General features: G+C 61.0%; 16 protein-coding genes. 7 read left to right on the forward strand and 9 right to left on the reverse strand.

Translation table 11 applies throughout. The features are described from left to right. Positions 1-120: 120 nt before the first annotated feature. Positions 121-1,005 carry a DMT family transporter gene (locus tag AXW79_RS07065; protein WP_005313336.1) on the forward strand — a complete coding sequence of 295 codons (885 nt, stop codon included), beginning with the start codon at positions 121-123 and terminating at the stop codon, positions 1,003-1,005. On the opposite strand, the gene viaA is transcribed toward AXW79_RS07065, so the two are convergent. Together viaA and AXW79_RS07075 are read right to left on the reverse strand one after the other, a co-directional pair. Continuing rightward, on the reverse strand, positions 952-2,406 hold the full coding sequence (viaA, locus tag AXW79_RS07070) for an ATPase RavA stimulator ViaA (protein WP_005313338.1): 1,455 nt from the start codon (positions 2,404-2,406) through the stop codon (positions 952-954). The two genes, AXW79_RS07065 and viaA, sit on opposite strands and share 54 nt — an antisense overlap. After that, complete coding sequence (locus AXW79_RS07075; RefSeq protein ID WP_005313339.1) at positions 2,407-4,032, reverse strand: ATPase RavA domain-containing protein; 1,626 nt, start codon at positions 4,030-4,032, stop codon at positions 2,407-2,409. 238 nt (positions 4,033-4,270) lie between these two features. Here AXW79_RS07075 and AXW79_RS07080 point away from each other — a divergent pair, with 238 nt between their 5' ends. Both AXW79_RS07080 and rimI read left to right on the forward strand, forming a co-directional pair. Continuing rightward, the gene (locus tag AXW79_RS07080; RefSeq protein ID WP_005313342.1) at positions 4,271-4,687 is read left to right on the forward strand and encodes a DNA polymerase III subunit psi; all 417 of its coding nucleotides are present in this window, start codon (positions 4,271-4,273) and stop codon (positions 4,685-4,687) included. 97 nt (positions 4,688-4,784) lie between these two features. Continuing rightward, positions 4,785-5,234, forward strand: coding sequence for a ribosomal protein S18-alanine N-acetyltransferase (gene rimI / locus AXW79_RS07085; RefSeq protein ID WP_005313345.1), 450 nt, complete (start codon positions 4,785-4,787; stop codon positions 5,232-5,234). Positions 5,235-5,258: 24 nt separating this feature from the next. On the opposite strand, the gene AXW79_RS07090 is transcribed toward rimI, so the two are convergent. Beyond that, positions 5,259-5,804: a thioredoxin domain-containing protein gene (locus AXW79_RS07090; RefSeq protein WP_005313348.1), complete on the reverse strand. Its 546-nt coding sequence runs from the start codon at positions 5,802-5,804 to the stop codon at positions 5,259-5,261. A 185-nt stretch (positions 5,805-5,989) separates the two neighbouring features. Here AXW79_RS07090 and AXW79_RS07095 point away from each other — a divergent pair, with 185 nt between their 5' ends. Next, a complete protein-coding gene (locus AXW79_RS07095; protein WP_005313351.1) occupies positions 5,990-7,780 on the forward strand; it encodes an AMP-dependent synthetase/ligase in 1,791 nt (596 codons plus the stop codon). Between the two features lie 78 nt (positions 7,781-7,858). On the opposite strand, the gene AXW79_RS07100 is transcribed toward AXW79_RS07095, so the two are convergent. The 5 genes from AXW79_RS07100 to AXW79_RS07120 form a co-directional block, all read right to left on the reverse strand. Then, positions 7,859-9,073, reverse strand: a complete 1,215-nt coding sequence (locus AXW79_RS07100) for an aldose 1-epimerase family protein (protein ID WP_005313354.1) — start codon at positions 9,071-9,073, stop codon at positions 7,859-7,861. 281 nt (positions 9,074-9,354) lie between these two features. Then, entirely contained in the window at positions 9,355-10,953 is a 1,599-nt protein-coding gene (gene gshA / locus AXW79_RS07105) for a glutamate--cysteine ligase (protein ID WP_005313356.1), read from the reverse strand. Between the two features lie 59 nt (positions 10,954-11,012). After that, entirely contained in the window at positions 11,013-13,826 is a 2,814-nt protein-coding gene (locus AXW79_RS07110) for a M16 family metallopeptidase (RefSeq protein WP_005313359.1), read from the reverse strand. 26 nt (positions 13,827-13,852) lie between these two features. After that, positions 13,853-14,290 carry a YqaA family protein gene (locus tag AXW79_RS07115; protein WP_005313362.1) on the reverse strand — a complete coding sequence of 146 codons (438 nt, stop codon included), beginning with the start codon at positions 14,288-14,290 and terminating at the stop codon, positions 13,853-13,855. Positions 14,291-14,358: 68 nt separating this feature from the next. Beyond that, complete coding sequence (locus AXW79_RS07120; RefSeq protein ID WP_011898357.1) at positions 14,359-15,357, reverse strand: NADP-dependent oxidoreductase; 999 nt, start codon at positions 15,355-15,357, stop codon at positions 14,359-14,361. Positions 15,358-15,401: 44 nt separating this feature from the next. Here AXW79_RS07120 and AXW79_RS22800 point away from each other — a divergent pair, with 44 nt between their 5' ends. Continuing rightward, a complete protein-coding gene (locus AXW79_RS22800; RefSeq protein WP_162096735.1) occupies positions 15,402-15,569 on the forward strand; it encodes a hypothetical protein in 168 nt (55 codons plus the stop codon). A gap of 52 nt (positions 15,570-15,621) precedes the next feature. On the opposite strand, the gene AXW79_RS07125 is transcribed toward AXW79_RS22800, so the two are convergent. After that, positions 15,622-16,620, reverse strand: coding sequence for a hypothetical protein (locus AXW79_RS07125; protein ID WP_005313372.1), 999 nt, complete (start codon positions 16,618-16,620; stop codon positions 15,622-15,624). A 258-nt stretch (positions 16,621-16,878) separates the two neighbouring features. Between AXW79_RS07125 and AXW79_RS07130 the strand changes: the two genes are divergently transcribed. Together AXW79_RS07130 and AXW79_RS07135 are read left to right on the forward strand one after the other, a co-directional pair. Beyond that, a complete protein-coding gene (locus AXW79_RS07130) occupies positions 16,879-17,172 on the forward strand; it encodes a hypothetical protein (protein WP_225854264.1) in 294 nt (97 codons plus the stop codon). Positions 17,173-17,191: 19 nt separating this feature from the next. Beyond that, the gene (locus tag AXW79_RS07135) at positions 17,192-17,554 is read left to right on the forward strand and encodes a hypothetical protein (RefSeq protein ID WP_011898355.1); all 363 of its coding nucleotides are present in this window, start codon (positions 17,192-17,194) and stop codon (positions 17,552-17,554) included. Positions 17,555-17,593 lie beyond the last annotated feature (39 nt).

Genomic DNA, 17,593 nt, shown 5'->3' on the forward strand with positions numbered 1-17,593 from the left:
AAATCCCTGTTGGATTGGCTGAAACTAGCAACTACATCCGGATTTCTCAAACAGTTTGCCCTGAAACACCCTACCTCCTGGCCGGATAATGGCGCAGGACATTCCATGGAGGGAACCCTTATGTCATTCACCCTGTCACCCCGTTGCAGCGGCTGGGCCGCCGCCCTCGCCACTGTGCTGCTCTGGTCCGGTTTCTTCCTCTCCCTGCGCCTTGGTGCAGAGGAGAAGCTCCCGCCACAGGCGCTGGCGCTGCTGCGATTTGGTATCCCCGCCTTGCTGCTGCTTCCCTACTACTGGCGCCACCGCACCCGGCTGCACAGCGTTCCCCTGCGTTGGCAGCTGGCCATGCTGACCGGGGCCGGTCTGCCCTTCTTCTGGCTCGGCGCCACCGGCATGCAGCTGGCTCCGGTCGCCCAGGGCAGCGCCCTGATACCGGGCACAGCCCCCCTCATGGTCAGCCTGCTGGGCCTGCTGCTGTGGCGCGAACCTTGTCCCGCCCAACGGCGCTGCGGGCTCTCCCTCATCGCCCTGGCCACGGCGACCCTGCTGCTGAGCGGGGAGCCCGGTTTATGGCAGGGGCAAGTCTGTTTTCTGGGGGCGGGCCTGCTGTGGGCCCTGTTTACCCTGGCAGTCAGGCATAGCGGACTCGCGGCACTGGATGCCGCCGCTCTGGTGGCAGTGCCCTCAGCCCTGTTGCTGCTGCCGACACTCCTGTGGAGCCCCTTGCCCACTGTGGGTCATGCCAGCATCTGGTTATGGCAGGGTTTGTTGCAGGGAATTGGAGCCGGTTTGCTGGCGGCGCTCTGTTACGCCCACGCCATTCGCACCCTGGGGGCCGAGGTCAGCTCGGCACTCGGCTCCCTGACCCCTGTGATGGCGGCCATACTGGCCTGGTGGCTGCTGGGGGAGACCATCTCACAGCCAGTATGGCGCGGATCAGGGGGGTCAATATCAGCTACGCAACCAGCGGCGCAGCAAGCGGCCGCGCAAACCGCAGTCGAGTAGCCAGCTTTTGTCGAACACCCGCAGCAGGGCCGGCTTGGCGTGACGGGACATGGCAACGGCGTTGAACCGGGTGCCACGGCCACGCTGGCGGTCCATCAGCTCCACCAGCGAAGCGGGCAGACGCTGGGCAATGAAGTCGGAGATCACCAGCACATCCGCCAGCTCAAAACCGGGCGCCTGTAACTGTTGCAGAGTGGCGCTCAGGCAGGGCAGCAGATCCGTGCCGCCATTGAAGGTCATGGCCAGAAAACGCTGAGCCTCATCGAGGCCGTTGGCATCGGTCAGCTCGAAGGTCGCCACATCGGTGGAGAAGAGCATCACGAAGCAGCGCCGCTGCTCGGTCAAGGCAAGCTGCAACAGCGCCAGCGCCAGCGCCTTGGCACACTGCTCAGGGTACCCCCCCATGGAGCCGGACGTGTCGATACAGACAATCACTGGCCCCATGGGCTGCAACTCCTGATCACCCCGATCCGTGGTACGAGGCAGCAACTGATGCCTCGGCAGGGTACCTCTGGCCTGATAGCTGAGCAGGCGCCGCTCCAGATAGCGGCGGTAAAACTCCAGCTCCAGCTCGGGCACCCCCAGCATGACGGCCTCACTCGGCAGCATTCTCATCAGATCATTGGCCGGGTGGATCCCGACCAGATCATCGGGCACATCGTCACTTAACACCGGCTCCTGGATCAGGGTGGGCTGCGGCGGCTGGGGCCGCTGCAACTGCTCGCTATCGTGCAGACTGCGCCCCATGCTGTCTGCGATCTCCTGCAACATGGGCTCTTTGCGCAGCATGGCGGCATATTGGCGGATCAGCACCAGAGAGGCAGGCTGCCAGCGTCCCTGAGCCAGGTTCCACAAGCCACCGGCCGTGCGCCGCTGGGGATCCAGCACTTGTTCCAGCTCCTCGCTGGCGCCGATCTGTTCCTCCAGCTCCTGCTGCAACCTGAGCCGCTCCGCCTCGGCCAGCTCCTGCTGCAAACGCAGCAAAGCGCCCACCAGGCTGGCTCGCCACTTCTCAAGCATCAGCCGCCTGGCTCCCTCGGTGGGATGATCCACCAACTGATGGGCCAGCTGTCGCCCCTCATCGGCAAAGTCGCTACCCCGCTCCAGAGCACTGAGCAGGGTAGGCAACTCGGCCACAAGGCGAGCGAGGGAAAGGGAGATAAAGTGCTGATAGAGCAGAAACTCCTGTTCCAGCACGGGAGGCACAGGAGTATGGGCTATGGTGTCGTTCACCTGATGGCGCCAGCGCTGCAGCCGCTGTTTCAGGGAACGCCCCTGTGCCTTGCCTATCCGGATAAAGCGGGAGATCTGGGTACTGGCCAGCAGGGCGACCACCATCTCGGACACCATCTCTCCCTCCGAGATCGCCAGCAAGGCGCTCATGGTGCCAATTTCGATCATTTACCCCTGCTCCCCGCACAGCAGTGGCAGGCGCTGCTGCCACTGGGCCAGTTGCTCAGCCGTTTGATCAAGTTCACGGGCCAGGGTGAAGAAGCCCTCCTCGATGGCAACCAGCCAGCGCGAGCCGATGAAATGGTGGGGTTGGTGGTCATCAAAACGATGACGCTGGCGACGCAGCTCGGTGCGCAAGGCCGCCAGCTGGTCATTGAGGTTGGCAAGGGTCTTGTACCAGGGGGCGCTTATCAGACCAGGCAAGGGCTCACGGCACACCAGCACCAGAGGAATCGGGTGGCGCTGGCTGTCGAGCAGATTCAGACGCTGGCTGCTGTCGAGCTCAAGCTCCAGCGTCAATCCTGTCTTGCTGCCAACGGGATGGAACATCACCTTGTCGCCACCGAACTGCCAGTGACCCAGCACCACCTTGTCACACTCCAGTGTCTCTACCAGCAGATCCGGCTCCTCCGGGCTGAGTCGGGCCGGGGTAAGCAGGTGCAGCTGGATTTGCAGGCCCCGCTCCCCCTGCTTGCGGGCATCCTCCAGGGGCAATTGCCAGCCCTTGCTGCGCTTGCCCAGCATCCCCTTGTGGGGATCAGCCTTGAGCGCCAGCCGGATACTCATCTGCTGTTGCAACTCCTGCAAGGCCGAGGTGACAGCCATATGACGGGAAATCAACACCTGCTGCCGGTAACAGTGCAGACGGGCAAACTCCTCCATCAGCGTCAGCAGGGCGGTGCGGCTCTCTTCGTTATGCCAGAGACAATCTTTCAGCAGCAGCAGATCCAGCGGCGCTACCTCCCGCCTGCCATGGAAGAAGGCACTGGCCTTGCACAGGCGTACCGCCTTTTTCCAGCGCCGATCCGAGACATAGCAGGGTTCGTCGCCCATGCTGTCGAGCCGCTGTCGCAGCTGATAGACAAGCTCGAATACCTCGTCGGGCAACACCACCTGCTCGATCTGCCGTTGCCACAGTTGATACTCCTCGCTTTGCACCTGCAGGCCGGGAGAGAGGTGACGGGGGGAGGCGCCATCACTGGACAACATGGCCTGGAAGTTGGATTTCTCTTGCACCCTGTCCATCCAGACGCGCACCAGCATGCGGTCATAGAGCGCATCCAGCCCGCTGTCCGGGGCAGGCAGCTCGTTGGAGGCGCTGATCAGCAGACGCATCGGAATGGGGAGTGTCTCGTCGCCGTTACGGAACTGACGCTCGTTGATGGCAGTCAGCAGGGTGTTGAGGATGGCCGGGCCCGCCTTCCAGATCTCGTCGAGAAAGACCACCTCGGCCTGAGGCAGATATCCGGCGGTCAGGCGCAGGTACTTGCCATCTTCCTTCAGGGCCTGGATAGACAAGGGGCCAAACACCTCCTCCGGCGTGCTGAAGCGGGTCATCAGGTACTCGAAGTGACGGGCTTCATGGAAGGCAAGCTTCAGACGACGGGCAATCAGGCTCTTGGCAATCCCGGGGGGGCCCAGCAGAAACACGCTCTCGCCGCTCAGTGCTGCCAGCAGGCCTAGCCGCAAAGCATCCTGGCGTTCATAAAGCCCCTCGCCGAGGGCGGCCAGCAGGTTGGGCAGGCGTTCATGAATGGGCACGGCACGGGCAGAACTGTGAGCAGATAATGACATAGAGAGCATTCCGAAGCTGGGATCACGATAATTCCGGGTCACGTTATGACGACCAGATTGCCCGGGGTTGGTTTTATTATGATGTTGTCTGTTATGGTCTGCCTGCCAACCCCATCCCGACTGACCGGACTGGAAGCACAGCAGAATGGCAAAGGGCAAAGAGTGCAGAAAAAGGCGTTCGAGTGTACCCTTCGCAGCACATTTTTCACCAACTCAGATCAAGAGTGAGTCATCATCCATGCAAGATCCCGTTCGCCAGCACATCTTGGCCAGAATCGGTATTCAAGGCTGGCAACTCAGACGCCCCCAGTTACTGGCTGGCTCTCGTGATGAGGCAGCACAGACCGGGCAGCCAGATCCCCGGCCTCATGTCGACCTGCCCACCGGCAAGCTCTGGGTGCGGGCACCGGCGCTGCCGGATACCGCTCTGCTCCATGACATCTGCCAGCTGCTGGGGATTGCCCCCCATGAGGTGAGCCTGCTGCAGGAGATGCCTGAACAAGCTGCCCCCCCGCTGCTCTGGCTCACCGAGCCGGATCCTCGCTGGCCAGAGGCGCTGATCTGTCCGCTCTCTCCCGATGCGCCCCACAAACGGGCGCTGTGGCAACAGCTGCGTCAACGGGTGCCATCCTGCCAGGAGCAGAGCCCATTGTGATCGGCTCCGGGCCGCAATACAGCCCGGCCATCTCATCTTTACCAAACTTTACATTTGGCCGACCGGGCCAGCCGTCCCCGCATTAACCGGAGTGATCATGCACCTCTTTCGCCCCCTGCTCGAATCCGACTTCGAGCTTGTCTATCCCATAGAACAAGCCGCCCACAAGGAGCCCTGGAGCCAGGCCAATCTGCTCTCCTGTTTCGGGCCGCGCTATCTCAATGGTTTGATGCTGGTGGATGGGCGGCCTGCGGGGTTCTACATCTCGGATCTGGTGGCGGGCGACAGTTCGCTGATGAACATCTGCGTGCACCCCGATTTTCAGGGCAAGGGGCTGGGACGGGCACTGCTGAAGGAGTATCTCGCCCGCAGCAAGGAAAAGAGAGCCGAGGCCTGGTTTCTGGAGGTGCGCGCCAGCAACAAGACGGCCATCGGCCTCTACGAGAGTGAAGGGTTTGCCGAGTATTGCCGCCGGGTCGACTACTATGGCACCGGCAACGAGCGGGAAGATGCCGTGCTCATGTCCCGCCTGTTCGACTTCAGCTGAGCCACACCCTCATGCCGACGCCGCTCAGAGCAGCGGTGCATTGTCGAGGGCCGGATCCTGCAGGCTCTGGGTGGTGTGCAGCACGGCTTCGAAACCGGCCGCCGACAGCGGCATGAAGAAGCCGCGCTGCCAGGTAACTCCCGGCATCCAGATCTGCTCGAGATCTACCACTATCTTGATGGGCTTGAGGGGTTCTCCCGGCCGTTGCACATAGATGCCTGGCGGGGTGGCAACCTGCGGGAAGCGGCGCAGTATATGTTCGCTGCCATCCTTCGCATGGGGATTGAGCCGTACCTTGATCAGCTTGGCCAGCACGGGTGACATGTCGTCAGACTGCCACAGCATCTTGTCCAGCAGTTTGCAGCGTCGGCACTTGGCACTCTCAATCACATAGAGCAATGAATACCCCTTGTGCAGAGCCAGCTGCTGCGCTTTTTCGTACCCCTGGGCCCCAGCCAGCCAGGGGGTCTCCTCCTCAGCCGGCGTGCTACTGAACACAAACCAGAGCCCACCCGTCCCGGCCAGCAACAGCAATACCCCCGTGATAATTCCCTTGATCCCGACACGCATTGTTCACCCTCTCTGAATGACTCCGTTCACTTGTCGACCATCATGCCTCAGCTCGCTCTGGTTGGCGACTTTGTGATCCAGGACAAACAGCGAACACTTGTAAGCTGTAATGTTGGAGTTTAAACTCTAGCGCGAATTTTAGTGCCCTCGCGGGCGTACAACTGTTACTTGAGGATGTTTGACTGATGCCGAAACTCCATCTGGTTCGACTGATGCGTGAACGTATTGCCCGGCTTGGCAACAAGGCCGCCCTGCGCGTACAACAGGATGGCCAGTGGCGCGCCATCGGCTGGCGTACCCTGGGACAGGCCATGGACTACTGTGCCCAGGCGCTGATCCGCGCCGGCCACCAGCCAACCGAAATGGTCGGTCTCTACGCCCGCAACATGCCGGAGTGGACCCAGGCAGATCTCGGCATCCTCGCCGCCCGCGGCGTCAGCGTGCCCATCTACCCCACCAGCACCCTTGAGCAACTCAGGTACATAGTGCGCGATGCCAGTATCGGCCTGCTGTTTGTCGGTGAACAGCCCCAGTTCGATCAGGCGCTGACCTTGTTGAATGATGGCGAGATCCGCCAGATAGTCGCCCTCGATGGCAAGGTCAATCTGCGCGGCTGCGCCCAAGCCAGCCACTTTCAGGAATTTCTCGCTTCCGGCAACCATCAGGCCAGCGAGCAGGAGCTGCGGGGGCGGGAAAGCCAGTACCGGATGGATGATCTGCTGACCCTGATCTACACCTCGGGTACCACGGGCGAACCCAAGGGGGTCATGCTCGATTTTGCCAACATCGCCGCCTGTTTCGAGATGCACAACAGTCGCCTCGATCTCAACGAGCAGGATGTGTCGCTCTGCATGCTGCCGCTGAGCCATGTGTTCGAACGCGCCTGGACCTACTATGTGCTCTACTGCGGCGCCGAGAACGTCTACATTCGCGACCCGCAGAAGGTGATGGACGTCATCGGCGAGGTGCAGCCGACCGTGATGTGCGCCGTACCGCGCCTCTACGAGAAGGCCTACGCCATGATCCAGGCCAGGGTTGCCCAGGCGCCGCGCCTGCGCCGCGCCCTGTTTGGCTGGGCCACCCGCGTCGGCAAGCAGATGGTGGCGACCCGTCAGGCGGGCAAATCAGCCTCTCCCCTGCTCTGTGCCCAGCTCGCCCTGGCGGAGCGACTGGTGTTTCGCAAGCTGCGCGCCCGCTTTGGCGGCCATACCCGCTTCCTGCCGGTGGCCGGCGCTCGTCTGGCCGACGACGTGAATCTCTTCTTCCAGGCCATGGGCCTCAACCTCAAGTACGGCTATGGCATGACAGAGACCACGGCCACCGTCTGCTGCTACGAAGATCAACAATTCAAGCTGGGCTCCATCGGCACCGCCCTCAATGGCATCGAAGTGAAGCTGGGGGAGAACAACGAGCTGCTGGTGCGCTCACCGACAGTGATGCGCGGCTACTACAACAAGCCGGAAGCCACTGCCGAGGTGATGACCGCAGATGGCTTTCTCTGTACCGGTGATGCGGGCGAGCTGGACAAGGACGGCAACATCTATTTCACCGAGCGGCTGAAGGAGCTGATGAAAACCTCCAACGGCAAATACGTGGCACCGCAACTGGTGGAAGGGACCATCGGCAAGGATCGCTTCATCGAGCAGATCGCCATCGTCGCCGATGCCCGCCACTTCGTCTCGGCGCTGATAGTGCCCTGCTTCGAATCGCTTGAAGAGTACGCCCGCTCCATCAACCTGCAGTACCAGTGCAAGACGGAGCTGCTGCGCAACTCCCGGGTGATGGAGTTCTTCGATGCCCGCATCCAGGATCTGCAAAAGGAGCTGGCCAAGTTCGAGCAGGTGAAGAAGTTCACCCTGCTGCCGAGCGCCTTCTCCATGGAGCTGGGAGAGATCACCCCCACCATGAAGCTGCGCCGTAAGATCATTGAATCCAAGTATCAAAACGAGATTGAGGCCATGTACAACCATGTTTGAGTACAACCACGTCTGATCCCGCCCGCCATGAAATCAAAAAGCCGCTCATCGAGCGGCTTTTTGCTGTCTGACAAGTGATCAGGGCAGTTTGACCAGTGGCAGCTCGCGCATCTCGGTGGGACGGCCCCCCTGGATCTTGTCGACCTCTGCCAGCGCCTGCCTCACCTCATCCCCATTGCGCAACAGACGATAGGTCAGATCGAAGGTCTTGGTCTCGCCTGGCTGGATCTTGGGCACCAGCCCCAACGGACGCTGGTACTTGGTGCTGTAGGCATAGCTGGTGCCAGGCTCGATACCCGTCACATACCCCTGGGCCCGGGTGTCGGTATTCTTCCACAGGGTCAGCACGGGCAACTGGTGGGTGTTGTAGGCCACCGCCACACCGGCGCTGCCCTGCCGGTTGTTGAGCACAGCCAGCGTATTGCCATCGGCATCGCTGTAAGGCACCAGGTTGAACACCATCTCGTCGAAGCCCTTGGTCGGCCCCAGATAGGTTTGCCAGCTCTTCAGGCCCGCCTTGGCGTAGTCGTTGAACGGGGATATCTGCTTCACCGGCGTGCTGACTTGCGCCCCCTCTTCCAGGATCGGCGCCCCGAAATTGCTGTGGTAGATGATCTGGTACTCGTTCTCATAATCCGCGTGGTTGGTCAGCTTGTCCTGCAGGGAAAATTCCGCCTGACCGGGCACTACGCTCAGCTGGGTCCAGGTAACCAGCTCGCTCATCTTGAAGGTGCGCTCATCCACCCGACCCAGCACATGAATGGCATAGGGCGGCTCCTCATCTATGGTCACGCTGACCACGGATGCCGGTATGTTCTGCACCCGACCATGCAGGCTCTTGAGTCGACCGTCATCGTCCACCCCGGGGTGGCCTGTCCACTCGTAACCGCAGCGCACCAGCATCTCGTTGAAGCCATCGAGCCAACCGAGACCGGCGCGGCTCTCCAGATCGATGAAGGCCGGGTTGACCACCTCCTTGACGGGAGAATCCCAGCCGAGGCGCAGATCGGCCCCCTTGACCTCCTTGATCCCCATGCCTCGGGTCGGCACCAGGGTAATTTTCATTACGCCGTTGTCGACGATCAGCAGATCCACCCCCTCCTGCCGTCCGCCGTGCAGCCGCTTCTTCTCGATGGAGAAGGGGACCGGACTCTTGATACCCAGCTTGTCGCTGCTTATCTTCCAGTCCCCCACATCCAGCCCCTGCTGGGAGTCGGTCAACAGGAATTCGGCGGCCTGGCCCGAGCTCGCGCCCAGGGCGAGCAGAACGGCAATGGAGAGTTTCTTCAACATGGATTTATCCTCGTGTCTCTTGTTCTTGTGAATGGTTTTCGTGAAAGCTGAATCGTTTCAGTTACCGAGACGTTAGGCCCCCATCCCACAAGACTCAAGCTGCAAAAGGGCGAAATGTGAGCCGATTGACAATAAAAGCACCACAAGCCCTGCTGAAGTGAAGGCTGACTCACACTTATTTTCGGGTACTTTTTGGACGCGTTGGCATGCTGGCTGGAATGACAAACCGCGCAATAAAAAGCCGCTCCCGAGAGCGGCTTGCAAACAGAGAAGCAGAGGGATCAGGTCGTGGTCTGACGGATACCGAAGTAGTCGGCCAGGAAGTCATCGAACGACAGGCTGTCGCTGCGTTCACGCTCCCGCTGCTTGGCGAGGGATTCCCGCGCCTCGGCGGCGAAATAGGCTTGATCCCAGTACTGCAGCTCACCGGCCAGCATCTCTTCCCGGTAGCGGCTCGCCAGCTCGTCGCCGAAGCAGCCGTTGTCCTGGCCGCTCGAAAGCAACTGCTTGAGCAGACGGGCAGAGTAGGTCAGATCCGGGTTGAGCAGCTTCTCCCTGTGCATCGCAAGGGTCTCGCGGTAGCGATTGCGGCCACAGCAGCGATCCAGCAGCTCGGCCACCTGGGCCAGCTCGTCAAACAGCTGGAGGCCGTACTCCTTGAGGCCGATGGCGTTGCCCTGCTCGTCTTCCAGTTTCAGGCCGGGGCGACGCCCTTCCAGCACCACCTTGTTCTGGTTGCGGCGATTGCGGGCAATCTCCTCGTCCCCCAGCACGGGAGACGGGCGCAGCAGACACCAAACTAGGAAGAGATCGAAGAAGCGGATCTGATCCGCATCGATGCCGAATGGCGTGAAGGGGTTCACGTCCACGGTACGCAGCTCGATATATTCGATGCCGCGCTGCTCGAGCGCATCTGAGGGCTTCTCGCCGCTGCGCGGCGTGCGCTTGGGCCGGATCGGGGCGTACAGCTCGTTCTCCAGCTGCAGCACGTTGTCGTTGAGCTGACGATACTCGCCGTTTACCTTGACCCCTATCTTGGCGAAGTCGGGATCATGGGTGTTGATGGCACGACGCAGGCTGCTCACATAGTCGGGCAGGCTGTCGTGGCTTATCTTCAAGCCTGCCTGAGCGCTGTTGGTGTAGCCGAGATCGGATAACCGCAGCGCTGTGGCGTAAGGCAGATAGAGGGTGCCCTTGCCGGTTTTCTGGAACGGCAGGCTGCTCTTGCGCCCCTTGAGGAAAGAGTCACAGATGGCCGGCGAGGCGCCAAACAGATAGGGCACCAGCCAGCCGAAGCGGTAGACGTTGCGAATAAGCCCCATGTACTTGTCGGAGATGAAGCGCTGGCTGCAGCAGCCCTCGCCCACCAGATCCTGCCACTCGCACCAGAAGCTGTCCGGCATGGAGAAGTTGAAGTGTACACCGGCAATCACCTGCATCAGGCTGCCGTAACGGTTCTTCAGCCCCTGCCGGTAGAGGGTCTTCATCCGCCCTATGTTGGAGCTGCCGTACTGGGCCAGCCGTATGCTCTCCTCGTCGCCGACGAAGCAGGGCATGGAAAGCGGCCAGATCCGCTCATCACCGAGATGGTGGATGGCGTGACGATGAATGTCGCCCAACTGCTCCATCAGGCTGTCGATGGAGTCGGTCGCCGGTGTGATGAACTCCAGCAGGCTCTCGGAGTAGTCGGTAGTGATGTTGGCGTGGGTCAGCGCAGAGCCCAGACTTCTCGGGTGATCCGTCTGGGAGAGAGTCCCTTGCGGGGTAATGCGCAGACATTCACGTTCGATCCCGCGCCGGATCCCCTTGAGGGCCGTCAGCCGATCAGGCGAACCCAGGGCGGTCAACAACTCGGTGAGTGACAAGCTAGTCGTAGTCATATTCACGGCTCATGTGTGGCCGCCCCTCAGGGGGGCGACGCTATTTTTATGAAGCGCCCTCAGGGCAGCTGCAACGGATAGATGGGAAGATGAAGCTCCTTCAGGGGTTTTTCAAGCTTTTGCTTGTCACCCACCACCACAATCACCATGTCAGCCGGATCGAGCCAACGGGCGGCACTGGCCTTGAGCGTCTCGGCCGACACCGTCTTGATCAGCTTGCTCTGGGCTTGCACATAGTCCGGCTTCAGGTCAAACATGATCATCTGCAGCAGGAAGCCCGCCTTCTGGCCGAGGGTTTCGTAGGAGAGGGCATCCTGCTGGGAGACGGCACTGCGCATATAGGCCAGCTCCACCGGCGTCGGCCCGCTCTTGCGGTAGTTGTCCATCTCCTTGAGGAACTCACGAAGGGCATCCACGGTCGCATCGGCCCGCACATTGGCGCCGGTGGCGAAGGTCCCCACCTCGCGGTTGGCGGAGAAGCCCGAGCTGGCACCATAGGTGTAGCCCTTGTCTTCACGAAGATTTTGGTTAATCCGACTACTTGTACTTCCCCCGAAATTAAAATTCATTAATCCGGCTGTAAAATAGTCACCCGTGGTATCAAACGCCATGGCACGGCGGCCGATGCGAATCACCGACTGGGGCGCCCCCGGCTTGTCCACCAGATAGATGCCCGGCTTGGCCTGCTCGCCCTCGGGCTTGAGGCTGCCAAGGGTTGGCGCTGCCCCCTTCCACTGGGTCAGGAAGCCAAGTTGCTCCTCCACCTGCTGCTGGGCTACGTCACCCACCACCACTACCTTGGCGTTGGTAGGGTTGTAGTAGTTCTGATAGAAGCGCTTCACGTCCGCCAGGGTCAGCTTCTCGACATCGGCCAGCACACCGTCACCCGGTTGGCCGAGGCGGTTCTGCTTGCCGTAGACCAGCTCACGGAAGGCCTGACCGGCCAGCCACTCTGGCTCCTGTTCGCTCTGCTTCATGCCTTGCAGCATCTGCGCCTTGACCCGCTCGAAGTCCGCCTCCCGCATGCCGGGGCGCTCGAATACCTCGCGTACCAGACCCAGGGTCTGGGGCAGCTTGTCGGTCAGGCTGCTGATGGTGACCAGATTGCTGTACTGGGCACTGGAGACGCTGACGCTGGAACCGAGCTTTTGCAGCTCGTCGCTGAGCTGGGCCTCGTTCAGGCGCACCGAGCCCTGACCCAGCATGCTGGCGGTGAGGCTGGCGAGTCCAAGCTCTCCCTTGCCCTCGGCACGGATGCCACCCGGCAGGGCGATCATGATGGAGACGGCCGGGATCTCGTCACTCTGGGTACCTATGATCTCGATGTTCTTGTCGAGCTTGCCGTGCCAGATGGCAGGTACCTTGACGCTGACCGCCTCGCTCGCCTTGGGCTGCACGCTGCGATCGAAGTTGTCCTTGACCGGACGCAGCGCCAGCGGTTCGTCGTGCTGGCTGTAATCCGGCAACACCCGCTTGGCAGGGGTGAAGTTCGGCTTGGCCACCTGCCAATCCGTCTTGCCCTTGGGCACAACGCTCAGCACTACAGCGGGCTTGCCCAGGATGAACTTGTCGTAGGCCGCCTTGACCTGTTCAGGTGTCACCTTGCCGATGGCATCCAGGCTCTTGAACACATAGTTGGGGTCCTGGGCAAACACCTGGCCCATGGCGAGCTGGCTCACCTTGCCGGAGACGCTACCCAGCCCCCAGATGGCGGAGGCACGGTAGCTGCTGATGGCCTTTTCCAGGTCCTCCGGTTTGAGGCCGCGACCGGCAAACTCGCCGATCACCTTGTCCACTTCGCCCTTGAGAGTCTTGAGGCTGCCATCTACCGTAGGGTTGGGATAGGCATAGACGGTCAGGGTGCAGGCCAGCTCCTCGCAGTAGTGGGACGCGCCCACGTCGATGGCCTTGCCGGTTTTCACCAGCGACTGGTAGAGCATGGAGCTGGCGGAGCCGCCGAGCACGTCGGCAAACATGTCCAGCGCCGGCTCCTGCGGATCGCCGAGGGCGACGGTCGGGTAGCTGATGTAGAGCAGCGGCAGATGGACCTTGTCCTCCAGCGTCACGTAGCGGGTCTCGGGCAGGGTCACGGGGGCCGGGGTCGGCTCTGCCACGTCAGGGCCACGGGGGATGGAGCCAAAGTATTGCTCAATCCAGGCCAGCGCCTGTTTGGTATCGAAGTCGCCGCCCAGGGTCAGGGTGGCATTATTAGGGCCGTACCAGCGCAGGAAGAACTGCTTGAGGTCATCTACCCCGACCCGGTCCAGGTCCTCCACATAACCGATGGGCTGCCAGGAGTAGGGATGGGTGCGCGGATAGAGCGCCTCCCCCACCTTCTCGCTCACCAGACCGTAGGGTTGGTTGTCATAATTCTCACCTCGTTCATTCTTGACGGTAGCGCGCTGGATCTCGAACTTTTTCTGGCTCACCGCATCGAGCAGGAAGCCCATGCGATCCGCTTCCAGCCAGAGCACCTTCTCCAGCTGATTGGCCGGCACAGTCTCGAAATAGTTGGTTCTGTCCTTGTTGGTGGTGCCGTTCATGTCACCACCCGCCTCGTTAATGATCCGCATATGCTCCTGATCACCGACGTGTTTCGAGCCCTGGAACATCATGTGTTCGAAGAAGTGGGCGAAGCCGGATTTGCCCACCTGCTCACGGGCCGAGCCTACGTGATAGGTCACATCCAGGTGTACCAGGGGATCGGACTTGTCGGGCGCCAGGATCACGGTCAGGCCGTTGTCCAGCTTGTACATCTGATAAGGGATGCCGAGCTTGCCCTCTTCCTTGACCTGCTCCGACACCAGAGTAGGTGCCGCGAGCGCCGGCAGGGTGAAGCCCAGAAGAATGCTGAATGGAATGAGTTTGTTCACGGTTACCTCGTGAGTGAAGAAAGGGGCTAGAAAATATGACTAGCCAGCAGAAAAATCAGGGCATAACGCAATAATTTGCCGAGCCCGATCAGGATGAGAGAGCGCCAGAAGGAGAGACGCAGCCAACCGGCCAGCAGACAGAGACCATCGCCGACCACGGGTGTCCAGGCCAGCAGCAGACACCAATGACCATGTTGTTTGAGCCAGCCGAGGGCTTTTTGTTCCCCACGGCCTTGAAAATCTTCCGGTTTTTTCTTGAAGGTGGCTAGCCAGCCAAGCCACCAGGTGGTCATGGAGTCGAGGGTGTTGCCCAGGGTAGCCCACAGCAGCAGGCTGGTCATACTCCACTGCCCCTTGGCGGCCATGGCCCCCAGCAAGACCTCCGAGCTGCCAGGCAGCAGGGTGGCGGAGGTGAAGGCGCTCAAAAACAGCCAGCCCAGCCCCATCTCCATCAGGTCATTCATGGGGGATCACCATAAGCAGCAAACTGACGACGCTGGGTGACCCAATCGATCATCAGGTACGGCCGCCATCATGACTTTCCTATGAGGTCGTGCTCGGCCGCAGGCATGCGCAGCAGCAGCTTGCCACGAACGTGGCCCTCCTCGATGGCCTGATGGGCCAGCCCGCCGTCTGCCAGTGCAAACTCGGCAGAGACGGTCACCTGTACCTGCCCCTGACGCAGCAGAATCAGTATATTGGCCAGTTGCTCGCTGTCGGGGTGCACCAGCATGCCGAGCACCTCTACGCCAGATCCCGCCGCCGCCTCCTTGATCTGCTGCGCCGTGATGGTGGGCACAGTCACCAGTTTGCCACCGGGCTTGACGCAGGCCAGCGCCGCCTTGCCGCTCTCGCCCCCCATCAGATCCAGCACCAGATCAACCTGACCGGTGTGGTCCACGATCTGGGCAACCCAGTCAGGGTCGTGATAATCCACCATCTGACTGGCTCCCAGACTATGGAGAAAACTGTGATTGTCGCGGCTGGCCGTTGCCACCACCTCGGCACCATCGGCAGCAGCAAACTGCACCGCCAGATGGCCCACGCCGCCCGCACCGGCCAGGATCAGCACTCGCTGTCCCGGCTTGAGGCCACCGTGCTCAAACAACCCTTGCCAGGCGGTGAGGCCCGCCAGCGGCAAGGCAGCCCCTTGTCCCAGGGGCACGCCATCGAGCTTGATCAGCTCCCCCTCACTCGCCACGACGGATTCGGCATAGGCGCCCCCCGCCAGCGGAAAACCCACCATGCCGCACACTAGATCACCCTCTACCAGTGAAGTGACGCCAGGGCCGACTTTCTCTATCACGCCCGCCACATCATAGCCGGGTGTCCAGGGCAACTTGTCCTTGTTCTCGGCCGCCGCCCAGCCAAGGCCGGCGCGGGTCTTGGCATCGATGGGATTGACGCCCGCAAAGTAGATGCGCACCCGGACCTCCCCTTCTGCAGGCACCTTATCGAGGGAAGGGTTGAGCTTGAGTACCGAGGGGTCACCGAATGCGGTAATCTGTAGCTGCGTCATTGCACAATCCATCCTGTTGATTGATCAAGGGTCAACAGAATAACAGCGAGGACACCATGGCTCGAATGTTTCTTATTCCTCTGTTGCTGGCTCTGGGGTGGTGGGCCTTGCTGCTCTACTTCCGCATCCCGCTCAAACAGGGGGCCAAGGGGTTTTACTGGATCATCGGCATAGGTGGCGGTATCGCGGGCTTTCTCAGCCTGATGATGGTGCTGACTCACTAGCCAGGCGCCGCTCACGTCGCAAAAGAAGGGCCACCCCGAGGTGGCCCTGATGTCAACCGGCTTGCGAGCTGAGATGGTAGTGACGGTTGCTGCCCTGCCCCAGCACCCCCTCCGCCAGCAGATGCTGAAATACCCTGTCCACCTCCTCCAGCGACAGCGAAAGGGCCTGCGCCACCGAGCGCTTGCTGCACTTTAGCTCGCCGCTCTCCAGCACTGAGCGCACCTGGGCCACCACAGCCGGCTCGGGTTCCGGCTTGCTCGCCACCATGGGCACTGTGGCCGCCAATTCGGCCTGCCGTGCGGCGGCCTGTTCCCGCGCCTGCTGCCAATGCCACATGCGGCGAAAGCGGTTCTCCTCGCCAATCAGGCTGACGAAGAAGGCGCCGAACACATCCAGCAGCACGGAGAGGAAGCAAACCAGCAGGAACTGTACCTGGCTGAGGCTCATGCCCACCCCGTCCGCCAGGCTGCTCATCAGCCCCAGCATGGAGGATTGCTCGTTGACCGGCTTGGCGTCACGCTCCTGGCGCAACTCATCCTGCTGCAACCTGAGCTTGGTGTTGGCCTGCTGCAAGCCGCTGACGCCGCTGGAGATCCGCGCCATCTCTATGTACTTGCGCGCCGCCTCCTCGTTGAGCTGGATCTGGCGTTCTATGCTGGCGATCTGCTCGTCGAAACGGGCCAGCTCCCGCTCATGTCGCGCCTGCTGACTCAGCACAGTGTTGGTGGCACTGTTGATGCCGCCTATGCTGCCGCCGATGGAGATGGCCGCCAGCACGCTGTAGAACAGCAGCGACCAGAAGGCACCGCCGAGATCCCGCCGCGCCTTGCACTCGCCATATTCGTACCAGACATAAAACTTGCCCAGCTCGAAGATGATGGCCAGGCCGCCGAACAGCCACTTCATCAGCGGGTTGTCATCGATGGAGAGAAACAGCAGCAGGGAGAAGACGATGGAGGCCAGAATGGCCAACCCGGTAAAACTGTACACCGTGGTCAGTGCGAACCACCCCTTGGGGTAGCGCAATACGGCAGAAGCCTGTGTGGTCATAATGAAGAGGGGATGCCGTGCAGGAAAAGTTGGCTGCCGATTATAGTCGCCGGACTCACAGAGAGAAGGGCAAACTCTTGAATTCCTTCATATAGAGAACCAGCTGCCCAGAGTGCGACCAAATCGAACAAATCGGCAACAGAGACGCGCTACAATCGCTCCTCTGACTGAATCCCGTTATGCGGTTATATGCGGTTCCGCCCAGGTTCAGCCCGGCAGGACTACACTGATCCGCAACTGTCACTACCCGAGGCCATCATGAACAAAACGACCACTATGCTGCTGTCCCTACTACTGGTGAGCGGAACCCCCGCTGCGCAACAATCACAGGATAATGGCGGTTCAACCTTCTCCGTTGATGAGCTGTCATTCAATCTGGACTGGGACGACAAGCAGTTCAACTGGTCGCAAACTGACTGCCTCGATCTGGGAATGGGGGACGCGCGCGCTACCGATTGCAAACGGGTAAGGCTCAATCTGGACGATCAGGAAAACCGCAACCAGCCCCCCAGCACCAACGAAATGCCGGCCAATCAACAGAATGGCCAGTAACAACGGGAGTATTCTTGCCATGAATCCATTCAAGCGCTACCCCACGATTAACCGCAGCGCACTGCTGCTCTCCCTGCTCGTAGTGCAGGGCACCGCTCTTGCTGCGCCCCCCTCCAAAGGAGGCGACGGCATCAACATCTCCGGCAATGACATCAAGATCGATCTCGACTGGGATGACAAAGAGTACGACTGGTGGCAGAACCACTGCCTGGATCTCGATATTGGCGATGGCCGCATCAAACTCAACTGCGACAAGATGGATGGCAAGTACCGGGATCACTACAACCGCAGCATCCACAGCGGCAACAACCCGGGACAAGGTCACGACAAACACAAGGACAAGAGCAAGGGCAACGGCAACGGCAACGGCAAGAAAAACTGACCGTCCCTTTCCTCAATACAGCAGGGGCCTGATGCCCCT

Origin of the sequence: Aeromonas salmonicida subsp. salmonicida (genome assembly GCF_001643305.1) — a bacterium.
Classification (GTDB): Bacteria; Pseudomonadota; Gammaproteobacteria; order Enterobacterales; family Aeromonadaceae; genus Aeromonas; species Aeromonas salmonicida.